Genomic DNA, 14,287 nt, shown 5'->3' on the forward strand with positions numbered 1-14,287 from the left:
CGGTCCGGCCGGTCTCGCCCGCTCCTTCTTCCCTGTTCGTCCGTCTCCGAGGACACCCATGTCTCTGACCAGTGATCCACCCCTGGACACCACCGACGCCGCCGAGGCGCCGCGCGACGCCTACGCACACCTCAAGGTCGTCCCCGTACGCCATCCCCTGCGGTGGGTGGCCATCGCCGTGACCGCCGTGCTGCTCGCCCAGTTCGTCCACGGCCTGGCCACCAACGCCGGCTGGGAGTGGGAGGTGTTCGCGGAGTTCTTCACCGCGGACGTCATCCTCAAGGCCGTCTGGACGACCCTCCAGCTCACCGCGTACGGCACGGCGCTCGGCTTCGCCCTCGGCATCGTGCTGGCCTTCATGCGCCTGTCGAGCAGCCGGTTCCTGCGGACGGTGGCGTTCGGCTACATCTGGGCCTTCCGCTCGATCCCGCTGATCGTGCAGCTGCTGTTCTGGTTCAACCTTGCCTATCTGTACAAGGAGTTGACGTTCGGCATCCCCTTCGGACCGGGCTTCTTCTCCTTCGACACGATGGGGCTCGTCGGCGCGATGAGCGCCGCCGTCCTCGGCCTCGCCCTGCACCAGGCCGCGTACGCCGCCGAGATCGTCCGCGGCGGTGTACTCGCCGTCGACGGCGGCCAGTTGGAGGCCGCGGCCGCCCTCGGCATCCCGCGCCTGCGGCAGATCCGCCGGATCGTGCTGCCGCAGGCGATGCGCTCGATCCTGCCCAACGCCGCCAACGAGGTCATCTCCCTCTTCAAGGGCACCTCGATCGTCTCCGTCATGGCGATCGGCGAACTCTTCTACCAGGTGCAGGTCATCTACGGCCGCAACGGCCGCGTGGTGCCCCTGCTGATGGTCGCCACCGCCTGGTACATCCTCCTGACCAGCGCGCTCTCCGTACTCCAGCACTACGTCGAGCGTCACTTCGCGAAAGGTTCCACCCGATGAGCGCCATGGTGGACATCAAGTCCGTGCACAAGAGCTTCGGCTCCGTCGAGGTGCTGCGCGGCATCGACCTGGAGGTGCGGGCCGGCGAGGTCACCGTCGTCCTCGGCCCCTCCGGCTCCGGCAAGTCGACGCTGCTGCGCACCATCAACCACCTGGAGAAGGTCGACAGCGGCTGGATCAGCGTCGACGGACAGCTCGTCGGCTACCGCCGCTCCGGCGACAAGCTGTACGAGCTGCGCGAGCGCGAGATCCTCAAGCAGCGCACCCACATCGGCTTCGTCTTCCAGAACTTCCACCTCTTCCCGCACCTGACGGTCCTGGAGAACGTCGTCGAGGCCCCGGTCTCCGCGCTCAAGCGCCCCCGCGCCCAGGCGGTGGAGAGCGCCCGCAAGCTGCTCGACCGCGTCGGGCTCGCCGACAAGGCCGACGCCTACCCGCGCCGGCTCTCCGGCGGCCAGCAGCAGCGCGTCGCCATCGCCCGGGCCCTCGCCCTGGAACCCAAGCTGCTGCTGTTCGACGAGCCGACGTCCGCGCTCGACCCCGAGCTGGTCGGCGAGGTCCTCGACGTCATCCGCGACCTCGCACACCAGGGCACCACGATGATCGTCGTCACCCACGAGATCGGCTTCGCCCGCGAGGTCGCCGACACCGTCGTCTTCATGGACGACGGCCGCATCGTCGAGCGGGGCACCCCCGGCGACGTACTGGACGCGCCGCGCGAGGAACGCACCCGGGAGTTCCTCTCCAAGGTCCTCTGACGTCCCCACCCTTCCTGTTCGACATCTCTTCGAGGAGTACGCACATGCTGTCCCGCCGCACCCTGACCGCCTCCGTCGCCGCGCTCGCCCTGGCTCCCCTGCTCACCGCCTGCGGCGGTGACAGCGATGCCGCGACCAGCGGCTCCGGCACGAAGAAGGTCGGGAACATCAACATCGGCCCCGACCAGCACCGCATCCGCGGCAAGAAGGTCGACAAGATCGCCGCGCTGCTCCCCGCGGCCGTGCGCGAGCGCGGCACGCTGCGGCTCGGCGGCAGCGCCGACGCCTCGCCGCCACTCGGCTTCTTCGCCACCGACGACAAGACCCGCATCGGCTCCGAGATCGACCTCGCCGTCCTCGTCGCCGACACCCTCGGCCTCAAGGTCAAGCAGGAGCTGGTCAGTTGGGAGAACCTGTTCGTCGGACTCGACAGCGGCAAGTTCGACGCCGTCTTCTCCAACGTCACCGTCACCGAGGAGCGCAAGGAGAAGTACGACTTCGCCACCTACCGGCTCGACAACATCGCCTTCGAGGCGAAGAAGGGCACGAGCTGGCGGGTGAAGGAGCCCAAGGACGTCGCGGGCAAGACGATCGCCGTCTCCTCCGGCACCAACCAGGAGAAGATCCTCGTCGACTGGAGCAAGCGCAACGAGAAGGCGGGCCGCAAGCCCGTCACCATCAAGTACTTCCAGAAGGACACGGACTACTACCTGGCGCTCCAGTCCGGCCGCATCGACGCCTACCTGGGACCGAGCCCCGCCTCCTCCTACCACGTCGCGTCCGCCGGGCAGTCGCAGATCATCGGGACCATCTCCGGGGGCGGCGACGAGGTCCAGGGCGAGATCGCCGCGACGACGAAGAAGGGGAGCGGGCTCGTCGACGCCTACGCCGCCGCGCTCAACCACGTCATCGAGGACGGGTCGTACGCGCGAGTGCTGAAGCGGTGGGGGCTGAGCAGTGAGGCCGTGCCGAAGTCGGAGGTCAACCCCCGGGGGTTGCCCAAGACCTCGTAGGCGGGTGCCGGGAGCTGTGGGTGGCCGGCCGCGGGCCTCGTCGCGGCCGGCCACCCGGTTCCCCTCGCCCCTGGCCGAGCTGCTGTTTTCCCTGATGAGAGGCCCGCCATGCTTCATCTCGCCGCCGCCGTCGACCTCGCCGACACCTACGATCCCGCCCCCTACCTGGAGCTCGCCCGGCTCGCCGAGCACGGTGCGCTCGACTTCGTCAGCCTGCGCGACACCTTCGCCGCGCCCGGACCGGACGCGCTCGCCGTACTGTCCGGGATCGCCCCGGCGACCTCCCGGATCGGGCTCGTGCCCACCGTGACCACCACCCACACCGAGCCGTTCCACGTCCAGGCCGCCGTCGCCACCCTCGACTGGGTGAGCCGCGGGCGGGCCGGCTGGCGGCCCGACGTGTCGCCCGGCGACGACGAGGTGCGGCTCTTCGGGCGGCGGGACACGGCCGCCCCGCCCGCCGACCTGTGGCACGAGGCGGGCGAGGTCGCCGAGGTGGCGAAGCGGCTGTGGGACAGCTGGGAGGACGACGCCGAGATCCGGGACGTCGCCACCGGCCGCTTCATCGACCGGGACAAGCTGCACTACGTCGACTTCGAGGGCCGGACGTTCTCCGTGCGCGGGCCCTCGATCGTGCCCCGCCCGCCCCAGGGCCGCCCCGTCGTCGTGGTCGACGCCACGCAGCCGTACGCGTACGACGTCGCGGCCCGGCACGCCGACGTCGCGCTCGTCGGCGTCGGCGACCCGGACCGGCTCGCCGCCGCCCGCACCGGACTGCGGCGCCGCGCCACCGAGCACGGCCGCGACCCGGACGAACTGCGGGTCTTCGGCGCGCTCCGCATCGACCTCGGCGGCGGCGAGCACGCCGCCCAGCCGGGACACGGCGGCGGACCGCTGCCCACCGACGAGGGACCGCTGTACCGGGGCGGCCCCGTCGACCTGGCCGACCTGATCGCCGACTGGCACCGGACGGGCGCCGCCGACGGCTTCCACCTCACCCCGCTCGACCCGCGCCGCGACCTGGAACGCCTCGTCAACGGCACCGTGCCGCTGCTCCAGCACCGCGGCCTGTTCCGCACCTTCTATCCGGGCGCCACCCTGCGCGAACACCTGGGGCTCGCCCGGCCCGTCAGCCAGTACGCAGCCGCCCCGGGGGCCCGCTCATGACCAGGCACGCCAGCAGTACGGACGACGCGCGACAGATCCATCTCGCCGCCCACTTCCCCGGTGTCAACAACACCACCGTGTGGGCCGACCCGCGCTCGAGGTCCCAGATCGACTTCACGTCCTTCGAGCATCTGGCCCGCACCGCCGAACGCGGCCTGTTCGACTTCTTTTTCCTCGCCGAAGGACTCCGCCTGCGCGAGCAGCGCGGCCGCATCCACGACCTGGACGTCGTCGGCCGCCCCGAGTCGATCACCGTGCTCAACGCGCTCGCGGCGGTGACCGGGAAACTGGGCCTCGCCGCCACCGTCAACGCCACCTTCAACGAACCGTTCGACACCGCCCGGCGCTTCGCGACCCTCGACCACCTCAGCGGCGGCCGGGCCGCCTGGAACGTGGTCACCTCCTCCGACGCGTTCACCGGCGAGAACTTCCGCCGCGGCGGCTACCTCGACCGCGCCGAGCGCTACACGCGCGCCGCCGAATTCGTCGACCTGGCACGGGAGTTCTGGGACGCGGGCACCGACCACCCGGTCCGCCACCGGGGGCGGCACTTCACCGTCGAGGGCGACTTCACCGTGCCGCGCCCGCCCCAGGGCCACCCCGTCGTCATCCAGGCCGGGGACTCCGCCGAGGGCCGCGAGTTCGCCGCGTCCGCCGCCGACGTGATCTTCACCCGGCACGGCACCCTGGAGGCCGGGCAGGCCTTCTACGCCGATGTGAAGGCACGGCTCGCCGCGTACGGGCGCGAGCCCGACGACCTCAAGATCATGCCCGGGGTCACCGTGGTGCTCGGCGACACCGCCGCCGAGGCACAGGAGCAGGCCGCCGAGATCCGCCGGCAGCAGGTCTCCCCGCAGACCGCGATCCTCGCCCTGGAACAGGTGTGGGGCGTGGACCTCTCCTCCTACGACCCCGACGGGCCGCTGCCCGACATCGACCCCGTCCCCGACTCCGGCCTCTCCCAGGGACGCACCCGGCGCGGCGACGTCTTCGAGATCGCCGAGAAGTGGCGGGCGCTCTCCCGCGCCAAGGGCCTGTCCATCCGGCAGACCGTGATCGAGACGACCGGCCGGCAGTCGTTCATCGGGACACCCGACGCGGTCGCCGCCGAACTCGACGCGTTCGTGCGCGGCCGCGCCGCCGACGGATTCATCCTCGTCCCGCACCTGACCCCCGGCGGCCTCGACCCGTTCGTGGACCGGGTCGTCCCGCTGCTCCAGGAGCGCGGTGTCTTCCGCACGGAATACACCGGCTCCACCCTGCGCTCCCATCTGGGACTGCGCACTCCCGAAAGGATCCTCACCGCATGAGCGACGCCGCCGACGCCTGGAAGCTGTGGCACGAACAGCGGACCGCGTCCGTCTCCGCGCCCCACGGGCCCCTCTCCCTCACGGGCACCCACTGGCTCGACGACTATCCGGACGGCAAACTTCCGGCCATCCCCGGAGAGTGGCGGACGGACGGTGACGCCGTCGTGCGCACTCTCGACGGAGAGGAGACCCGGCTCGGCGCCGACGCCACCGTCGCGCTCGGCGAGCGGCGGCTCGTCGTGATCGTCCGCGAAGGACTGTGGGGCGTACGGGACTTCGACCCCGCCGCGCCCGCCCGCACGGCGTTCCTGGCGTCGGCGGGCATCGACGCCACTCCGTACGACCCGCGCTGGTCGGTCGAGGGGCGCTTCACCCCGTACGCGGACGGGAGCACGGACGTCCGCGTGGAGAACGCCGACGGCAGGAAGCGGGCGCTCGGGCTCGCGGGCGAGCTGGCCTTCACCCTCGCCGGGCAGGAGCACACGCTGCAGGTCGCGCGGCAGGCGGACGGCCGGCTCTGGGCCGTGTTCGCCGACGCCACGAGCGGCCGCGGCAGCTACCGGTTCCGCTTCCTGCACCCGGCGGCGCCCGACGCCGACGGCCGGACGACCGTCGATCTCAACCGGGCGACGCTGCCTCCGTGCGCCTTCGCCGATCACTTCCTCTGCCCCTTCCCGCCCCCGGGCAACACCCTCACCGTGAGCATCGAGGCGGGCGAGCGGAACCTGGCGGCCCCGGGGACCGTCTGACAGGCCGAGCCGAGCCCCGGCGGACCTCGTACGCGGAGTGCGAGGAAAGCCGCCGGGGCGCTTTGTCGTGTCCGCGAAGATCCCCCGGGAGGCCGAAAGGCGCCCTTGTGCCGGGTAGTTGAGAGACCGAATACTCCCGAACAGCGCTTGTCAGGGTCACGGCGTGTTCGGAATCCGGACCACACCGTCCCTGACCGCGCCTCACGGGCCCCGACCCCCACGCGGGCCCCCGACTTCCCTCAGGAGGGAACGACCAGTGAGGATCAAGCGCACCACCCCCCGAAGCGGCATGGCGAGACGGACCGGGCTGATCGCCGCGGGCACCGGACTGCTGGCCGCGGCAGCGTTCACCATCCCCTCCGCGCACGCCGCGGAGAACCAGACGTTCAGTGCGGCCCAGCTCACCCGCGCCAGTGACGCGGTGAAGTCCGCCGACATCGGCGGTACCGCCTGGGCGGTCGACGCCAAGACCGGCAAGGTCGTCGTCACCGTCGACAGCACCGTGTCGCAGGCCGAGATCAACTCGATCAAGGAGTCGGCCGGCAGCAACGCGGGCGCGCTCCGGATCGAGCGGACGAACGGCACCTTCAAGAAGCTCATCGCCGGCGGCGACGCCATCTACGGCGGCGCCTACCGCTGCTCCCTCGGCTTCAACGTCCAGGACAACAGCGGCAATTACTACTTCCTGACCGCGGGCCACTGCGGTGAGGTCGCCTCGACCTGGTACTCGAACTCCGCGAAGACCACGGTGCTGGGTTCGAACGTGAACTACAGCTTCCCCACCAACGACTACGCGCTGGTGAAGTACAGCAACAGCTCGGTCGCGAAGTCCGGCACCGCGGGCAACACGGACATCAAGAGCGCGGCCACGCCGAGCGTGGGCGCCACGGTCTACCGTGACGGCTCCACCACCGGCATCCACAGCGGCAAGGTCACCGCGCTGAACGCCACCGTGAACTACGGCAGCGGCGACATCGTCTACGGCATGATCCAGACCAACGTCTGCGCCGAGGGCGGCGACTCCGGTGGCGCCCTCTACTCCACCGGCGGCGTGGCCTACGGCCTGACCTCCGGCGGCAGCGGCAACTGCTCCTCCGGCGGCACGACGTTCTTCCAGCCGGTCACCGAGGCGCTCAGCGTCTACGGCGTCCACGTGTTCTGACGGCACCACCCGCGTCACCCGTAGGAAACCGCACCGACCGTACGTCTTGTGTACGTCTGTGCAGCACCGCGGTCACCAGTGGAAGCCCCCGTCCGGCAGCGCACCGGGCGGGGGCTCTCCCGTGCCGCCCCGCGCGGAGCTACCGTCGAAGGGCGCGCCCGAACCACGCGCCTGAAGCGTCCACTTCGGATCCCGGGGGGCCGTGAGATGGTCGAGGAACTGGTGGCGGCCGGAGCGGCCGTCGTCTGTGCCGGAGCGGTGTACGCGACCGCGGCGGCCCGTGTCGTCAAGCAGTACGAGCGCGGAGTGGTCTTCCGCCTCGGCCGGCTGACCTCGTCGGTGCGCGGCCCCGGGCTCACGATGATCGTGCCGTTCGTGGACCGGCTCCGTAAGGTCAACATGCAGATCGTGACGATGCCGGTGCCCGCGCAGGACGGCATCACCCGGGACAACGTGACGGTGCGGGTGGACGCGGTCATCTACTTCAAGGTGATCGACGCTGCCGAGGCCGTGGTGCAGGTCGAGGACTACCGCTTCGCGGTCTCCCAGATGGCGCAGACGTCACTGCGCTCCATCATCGGCAAGAGCGACCTCGACGATCTGCTCTCCAATCGTGAACGGCTGAACCAGGGGCTCGAGTTGATGATCGACAGCCCGGCCGTCGGGTGGGGCGTGCAGATCGACCGGGTGGAGATCAAGGACGTGTCGCTGCCCGAGACCATGAAGCGGTCGATGGCACGGCAGGCCGAGGCCGACCGGGAGCGGCGCGCCCGGGTCATCAACGCCGACGCCGAACTGCAGGCGTCCAGGAAGCTCGCCGAGGCCGCGCAGCAGATGGAGGACACCCCGGCCGCGCTGCAACTGCGTCTGCTGCAGACCGTGGTGGCCGTCGCCGCCGAGAAGAACTCGACGCTGGTACTGCCGTTCCCGGTGGAGCTGCTGCGGTTCCTGGAGCGGGCGACACCGGCGGCCCGCGCCGAGGAGGGGGACGCGCCGTAGGGCCCCTGGCGTGTGCCGGGTGCGGATCCGGTGGGGCTTCTGGCGCCGTTCCCCGCGCCCCGGGCGGGGCTGTTTTTGGACAGGACTAGTCCTCACCCTGTGCCCAAGGGTGCGCGCACGGAGTGTTTGCTTTGGGGATCGCAGGTGGACGACCTCGGCAGGGCCGGTGCACGCAAGGGCGAATGTGTGGACGTGGGTTGACGTACGCGCGTCCTGAAGTCGACCTTGTGTGTCCCCTGTGACGGTCGGGATAGTGGGCCCGTCAGCCTCACGGAACCCGGTCCGTCCCCCACGTCGGCCCGGTTCCCAACCCCCCACAGGAGGACGTGAGTTGAAGCACCGACGCATACCCAAGCGGCGTGTCGCCGTGGCCGGAGCGGGAATAGCCGCACTGGCCGCCGCGGGCATCACCTTCCAGACTGCGAACGCCAGCACCGACACCCCGGACCTGACGCCGAAGAGCATCTCCGTCGCGAAGGCCGGAAATCTCGCCTCGTCCCTGCACAAGGACCTCGGCGCGGACGCGGCGGGCAGCTACTACGACGCCAAGGCCAAGCACCTCGTCGTCAACGTGCTCAGCCAGGACGCGGCGCAGACCGTCGAGGCGGCCGGCGCGCGGGCCAGAATCGTGCAGAACTCCCTGGCGGCGCTGAAGAGCGCCCGGACGACGCTGAAGAGCGACGCCTCGATCCCGGGCACCTCGTGGGCCACGGACCCCGCCACGAACAAGGTCGTCGTCACCGCCGACCGCACGGTCAAGGGCGCCGACTGGCAGAAGCTGAACAAGGTCGTCGACGGCCTCGGCGCCAAGGCCGAACTCCAGCGCACACAGGGTGAGTTCAAGCCCTTTGTCGCGGGCGGCGACGCCATCTCGGGCGGCGGCGGCCGCTGCTCCCTCGGGTTCAACGTGGTCAAGGGCGGCCAGCCGTACTTCATCACCGCGGGCCACTGCACGGAGGCGATCTCCACCTGGTCCGACTCCAGCGGCCAGGAGATCGGCACGAACGAGCAGTCCAGCTTCCCGGACAACGACTTCGGCCTCGTGAAGTACACCGCGGACGTCCCCCACCCCAGCGAGGTGAACCTCTACAACGGGTCCGCCCAGGCGATCACCAAGGCCGGTGACGCGACCGTCGGCCAGAAGGTGACCCGCTCCGGCTCCACCACCCAGGTGCACGACGGGACGGTGACGGGGCTCGACGCCACCGTGAACTACGGCAACGGCGACATCGTGAACGGTCTGATCCAGACCGACGTCTGTGCCGAGCCCGGCGACAGCGGCGGCTCGCTGTTCTCCGGCGACACGGCGATCGGCCTCACCTCCGGCGGCAGCGGCGACTGCACGTCCGGCGGCGAGACGTTCTTCCAGCCGGTCACGGAAGCGCTGTCCACGTTCGGCGCGGAAATCGGCTGACCGGTTTTCCCGGGGCGCCCCGCACGTGCGGGGCGCCCTTTTTCCACGAAATTCTTGTGAAAGTTTTCACAAGCTCGCAAGGGGCTTAAGTCCTTCGGTGTCTTCGCAGGTGGGGGAGTGTTTCCCTGAGCCGGGAGCGATCTTCGGGGGACCTTCGGCCTGCGAGCCGAGGCCCTTTACCAGCCGCCGGACCGCCCGAAAAGGTGTGCAATCGAACTGTCGAAGAAAAGGCCGCGAAGAAGGAGATCCTGCCGTGGATGCCAAGGGGATGGTCGACGAACTGGTCACCGGCGCACTGGAGGCGCTCGCCCGGTTCGAGACGTACGACCAGGAGCAGGTCGACCACATCGTCAAGAAGGCGTCCCTCGCGGCGCTCAGTCACCACGGCGACCTGGCGAAGAGCGCCGTCGAGGAGACCGGGCGCGGGGTCTTCGAGGACAAGGCGGTCAAGAACCTCTTCGCGAGCGAGCACGTCGTCAACTCGATGCGCGGCCTGAAGACAGCAGGTGTCATCTCCCGCGACGAGATCAACGGCGTCACCGAGATCGCCGAGCCGGTCGGCGTCATCTGCGCGATGACCCCGGTCACCAACCCGACCTCCACCACGGTCTTCAAGGCGCTGATCGCGCTGAAGACCCGTAACCCGATCGTCTTCGCCTTCCACCCGAGCGCCCAGAAGTCCTCGGCCGAGGCCGCCCGGATCGTGCGCGACGCCGCGGTCGAGGCCGGTGCCCCCGAGAACTGCGTGCAGTGGATCGAGCAGCCCTCCATGGAGGCCACCGGCTTCCTGATGAACCACGAGGGCGTCTCCACCATCCTCGCCACCGGCGGCAACGCCATGGTCAGGGCCGCCTACTCGTGCGGCAAGCCGGCCCTCGGCGTCGGCGCGGGCAACGTCCCCGCCTATGTCGCCAAGGACGCCAAGCTGGGCCGCGCCATCCACGACATCGTCCTGTCCAAGGCCTTCGACAACGGCATGATCTGCGCCTCCGAGCAGGCCGTCATCCTCGACCAGGAGATCTACGAGGACGGCATCGCCGAGCTGCGCCGGCTCCAGGCCCACGTCCTGACCGCCGCCGAGAAGACCAAGCTGGAGGAGTTCGTCTTCGGCACGACCGCGTACGGCACCGACTGCGCGGGCGCCAAGCTGAACGCCTCCGTCGTCGGCAAGCCGGCCACCTGGATCGCCGAGCAGGCCGGGTTCGAGGTCCCCGCCGACACCTCGATCCTCGTCGCCGAATGCGCCGAGGTCGGCCCGGCCGAGCCCCTCACCCGCGAGAAGCTGTCCCCGATCCTCGCCGCGCTGAAGGCCCGCGACACCGAGCACGGCCTCGAACTCGCCGCGCAGATGGTCGAGTTCAACGGCCTCGGCCACTCCGCCGCCATCCACACCGAGTCCGAGGAACTGGCCGAGGAGTTCGGCCGACGCGTCAAGGCGATCCGCGTCATCGTCAACTCGCCCTCCACCTTCGGCGGCATCGGCGACGTCTACAACGCCTTCCTCCCGTCGCTGACCCTGGGCTGCGGCTCCTACGGCCACAACTCGGTGTCCAACAACGTCTCGGCGGTCAACCTCGTCAACGTCAAGCGGATCGGGCGGCGCAACACCAACATGCAGTGGTACAAGATCCCGTCGAAGATCTACTTCGAGCGGAACGCCGTCAAGTACCTCGCCGAGATGGACGGCGTCAGCCGCGTCAGCCTCGTGACCGACAAGACGATGGGCGCCATCGGCTTCGTCCGGAAGATCACCGACATTCTCGGCTCGCGCCCGCAGCCGGTCACCGTCCAGGTCATCGACACCGTCGAGCCCAACCCCGAGCTGGCCACCGTGCAGGCGGGCGCCGCCGCCATGCGGGACTTCCGGCCGGACACGATCATCGCGCTCGGCGGCGGCTCGCCGATGGACGCCGCGAAGATCATGTGGCTGATGTACGAGCACCCGGAGATCGAGTTCGCCGACACCAAGGAGAAGTTCTTCGACATCCGCAAGCGGGCCTACACGTTCCCGCAGCTCGGTGAGAAGGCCAAGCTCGTCGCGATCCCGACCACCTCCGGCACCGGCTCCGAGGTCACCCCCTTCGCCGTCATCTCCGACCCCGAGGCGGCCCAGAAGTACCCCCTCGCCGACTACGCGCTCACCCCGAACGTCGCGATCATCGACCCGATGCTCCCGATGAACCTCCCGCCCACCGTGACCGCCGACTCCGGCTTCGACGCGCTGACCCACGCCACCGAGGCGTACGTCTCCGTCTACGCCAACGACTTCACCGACGGCCAGTGCCTCCAGGCCATCAGGCTCATCTTCGAGAACCTGGAAGCGTGCGTGAAGGACGGCGCCAAGGCTCCCGAGGCGCGCGAGAAGATGCACAACGCCTCGACGATCGCCGGCATGGCCTTCGCCAACGCCTTCCTCGGCCTGGTGCACGCCATGGCCCACACCCTGGGCAACACCTTCCACGTCGCCCACGGCCGCACCAACGCGCTGCTGCTGCCGCACGTCATCCGGCACAACGGCACGGTCTCCTACAAGGCGACCCCGTGGCCCAAGGCCGAGACCTACCAGGCGCCCGAGCGGTTCCAGGACATCGCGAAGATGCTGGGTCTGCCCGCCGCGACCCCGCAGGAGGGCGTTGAGTCGTACGCCCGGGCGGTCGAGGAACTGCGCGACCGGTGCGGCATCCCCGCCTCGTTCGCCGCCGAGGGCGTCGACGAGAGCGCCTTCCTGGAGGCACTGCCCCAGCAGGCCATGAACGCCTACGCCGACCAGTGCGCGCCCGCCAACCCGCGGATGCCGATGATCGACGACATGCAGCAGCTGATGCGGCAGGCGTACTACGGGAACCGGGAGGGCACGCCCACCGCGTGACCCGTGCCGCCACGAAGACGCGCGCCCCGCCACCGTTCGCACGACGGTGACGGGGCGCGCTTTTCGGCACGCGTACGGGCGTTCAGGTCTCGGCGAGTTCCGGGGGCGTGAGGAAGCGGCCCATCGGCAGCACCGGGCGGCCCCACGTCGACGCCATCACCTGGCCCGCGAGCAGATACAGCGCCCCGGCCGTGGCGCCGAGTCCGAACCAGCCGGCGACCCGGTTCCAGCCTTCGATGCCCGTGAAGCCGTTGCAGGTCATCGCGACGAACACCACCAGCACGCAGCTGAAGGTGAGCAGCAGGACCAGATGGATGCGCCAGCTCGCCAGCCACAGGACGAAGACCACGAAGACCCAGGGGAGCGTGAACAGACCCATCGCGTCGCCCCGCAGCGACGGGTCGAGCGACGGCACGATCCACTGGAGCATCAGCGCCTTCGCCATCCAGAACAGGCCGAAGCCGCCGAAGACCGTGGCGTGCCAGGTGTCACCGCGCTGGGCCTGGAAGAGACCGGCGAGCAGCTGGGCGAGGCCGCCGATGAAGAAGCCGACCGTGGGGACGTCGGCCGCCGCGAGCCGGTCGGGGAAGATGCCCGCGTCGATGCCGGTGGCGATCATCGTGACGACGATGAAGCCCGTCAGGCCCAGGGGGCCGAGCTGGGCCTGGGCCGTGGGCTCCATCCGTTTGACGGAGCTGGCCTGGGCGGCCGGGCCTGATCTGTGGGGGAGGTTCACTGGGGGCGCCTTTTCGTCTGCCGGGTCCGCTGTGGGGCGGCGGGTGCAGGTTGTGGTGGGTTGCTCGCGCAGTTCCCCGCGCCCCCCTACGGGGCCGCAGGCCTCGGCGACTCTGAGGAAGCACGCTTCTTCTCGCGCAGGCTCGACACCAGCAGGGTCACCGCCACGCCCGCCACCGCCCACGCCGACAGCACCAGGAGCGACTTCGTCATGTCGTTGCCGTGGAAGTACGCGATCGAGCGGGCCGACCAGGTGCCCGCGCCCGGCGGCAGCCAGGGGCCGATCGCCTTCCAGAACGGGGGCAGCATCGGCAGCGGGAAGGCGCCGCCCGCGCTGGGGTTGCCCGCGACGACGACCACCAGGACGGCCAGGCCGATCCCGACGATGCCGGTCAGCTCCTCCAGGGCCAGGGTGAGCGCGCCGACCGCGAAGGTGACGAGCGCGCCGAGCCCGGCCAGGCCCCAGAAGGAGCCGGGCAGCGCACCGAGGATCGAGTCGCCGATGATGAGCGAACCGCCGATGCCGCCCGCGATCGCGACCAGCGCCATCGTGCCGAGCCGGATCAGCGCGCGCGGCGGGCTGGTGGGCTTGGAGCCGGCGCTGATCGACATGATCGAGGCGCAGAGATAGCCGCCGACGCACCAGCCGACGACGAGGTAGAACGCCGACAGGCCGTCGAAGTCCCTGGGCGAGGCCGGGGCCACGTCGACCGTGCGCACCGTGCGCTGCTGGGTGGCGTCGATCTCGCCGGCCAGGTTCTCCAGGGCGCTGGCGAGGACGGTGCCGCCGCCGGACGCGACGAGCAGGGTGTCCGTGGTGCCCCGCGCGTTCAGCACCAGGGCGCCGTCGATCTCCCGGTCCAGGATCTGCCGCTGCGCCGTCGCCGCGTCGGCGACCACGCGCGGGTCGAGCGGCGAGCCCGGCAGTTTCGCCAGCTGCTGCTCGGTCTGCTGGGCCACGGCCGCCGTCGGACCGACGACACCGAACGGCACGTCCTTCGGCTTCGGGCTGTGCAGCGCGCCCACGTAGGAGGCGATGAAGAGCAGTTGCAGCGCGAGTACGCCGACGACGAGCAGTGCGGCCCGTGGAGTGACGGCGTCCTTGAACTCTCGGGCGAATCGATCGGCGAATCTCATGTCCCCACCGTCCGGCGGGGCACCG

At 70.3% G+C, this 14,287-nt stretch carries 12 protein-coding genes; 10 read left to right on the forward strand and 2 right to left on the reverse strand.

What is annotated here, in order from left to right; all coding sequences use genetic code 11:
- Positions 1-58 precede the first annotated feature (58 nt).
- The 10 genes from ABT127_RS07385 (at position 59) to adhE (ending at position 12,390) form a co-directional block, all read left to right on the forward strand.
- On the forward strand, positions 59-949 hold the full coding sequence (locus ABT127_RS07385; RefSeq protein WP_351445547.1) for an amino acid ABC transporter permease: 891 nt from the start codon (positions 59-61) through the stop codon (positions 947-949).
- Entirely contained in the window at positions 946-1,707 is a 762-nt protein-coding gene (locus tag ABT127_RS07390; RefSeq protein ID WP_351445549.1) for an amino acid ABC transporter ATP-binding protein, read from the forward strand. The genes ABT127_RS07385 and ABT127_RS07390 overlap by 4 nt, the downstream gene beginning before the upstream one ends.
- Before the next feature lie 44 nt (positions 1,708-1,751).
- Positions 1,752-2,720: an ABC transporter substrate-binding protein gene (locus tag ABT127_RS07395; RefSeq protein ID WP_351445551.1), complete on the forward strand. Its 969-nt coding sequence runs from the start codon at positions 1,752-1,754 to the stop codon at positions 2,718-2,720.
- Positions 2,721-2,828: 108 nt separating this feature from the next.
- Positions 2,829-3,887, forward strand: a complete 1,059-nt coding sequence (locus tag ABT127_RS07400; RefSeq protein ID WP_351445553.1) for an LLM class flavin-dependent oxidoreductase — start codon at positions 2,829-2,831, stop codon at positions 3,885-3,887.
- A complete protein-coding gene (locus ABT127_RS07405) occupies positions 3,884-5,197 on the forward strand; it encodes an LLM class flavin-dependent oxidoreductase (RefSeq protein ID WP_351445555.1) in 1,314 nt (437 codons plus the stop codon). The genes ABT127_RS07400 and ABT127_RS07405 overlap by 4 nt, the downstream gene beginning before the upstream one ends.
- Positions 5,194-5,946, forward strand: coding sequence for a DUF1684 domain-containing protein (locus tag ABT127_RS07410; RefSeq protein ID WP_351445557.1), 753 nt, complete (start codon positions 5,194-5,196; stop codon positions 5,944-5,946). The genes ABT127_RS07405 and ABT127_RS07410 overlap by 4 nt, the downstream gene beginning before the upstream one ends.
- 256 nt (positions 5,947-6,202) lie before the next feature.
- Positions 6,203-7,108, forward strand: coding sequence for a S1 family peptidase (locus ABT127_RS07415; protein WP_351445559.1), 906 nt, complete (start codon positions 6,203-6,205; stop codon positions 7,106-7,108).
- A 207-nt stretch (positions 7,109-7,315) separates the two neighbouring features.
- Positions 7,316-8,107, forward strand: coding sequence for a slipin family protein (locus ABT127_RS07420; RefSeq protein WP_351445561.1), 792 nt, complete (start codon positions 7,316-7,318; stop codon positions 8,105-8,107).
- 331 nt (positions 8,108-8,438) lie between these two features.
- A complete protein-coding gene (locus tag ABT127_RS07425; protein ID WP_351445563.1) occupies positions 8,439-9,521 on the forward strand; it encodes a S1 family peptidase in 1,083 nt (360 codons plus the stop codon).
- 268 nt (positions 9,522-9,789) lie between these two features.
- Positions 9,790-12,390 (forward strand): bifunctional acetaldehyde-CoA/alcohol dehydrogenase, encoded by a 2,601-nt coding sequence (gene adhE / locus ABT127_RS07430; RefSeq protein WP_502971665.1) that lies wholly within the window; start codon positions 9,790-9,792, stop codon positions 12,388-12,390.
- An 82-nt stretch (positions 12,391-12,472) separates the two neighbouring features.
- Here the strand turns inward: adhE and ABT127_RS07435 are convergent, their stop codons facing one another.
- Together ABT127_RS07435 and ABT127_RS07440 are read right to left on the reverse strand one after the other, a co-directional pair.
- Positions 12,473-13,126: an acetate uptake transporter gene (locus ABT127_RS07435; RefSeq protein ID WP_351445567.1), complete on the reverse strand. Its 654-nt coding sequence runs from the start codon at positions 13,124-13,126 to the stop codon at positions 12,473-12,475.
- Between the two features lie 86 nt (positions 13,127-13,212).
- Positions 13,213-14,262, reverse strand: a complete 1,050-nt coding sequence (locus ABT127_RS07440) for an ABC-2 transporter permease (protein ID WP_351445569.1) — start codon at positions 14,260-14,262, stop codon at positions 13,213-13,215.
- Between the last annotated feature and the right edge of the window lie 25 nt (positions 14,263-14,287).

It is taken from the genome of Streptomyces sp. NPDC001904 (assembly GCF_040297005.1).
In the GTDB taxonomy this organism is placed as follows: Bacteria; Actinomycetota; Actinomycetes; order Streptomycetales; family Streptomycetaceae; genus Streptomyces.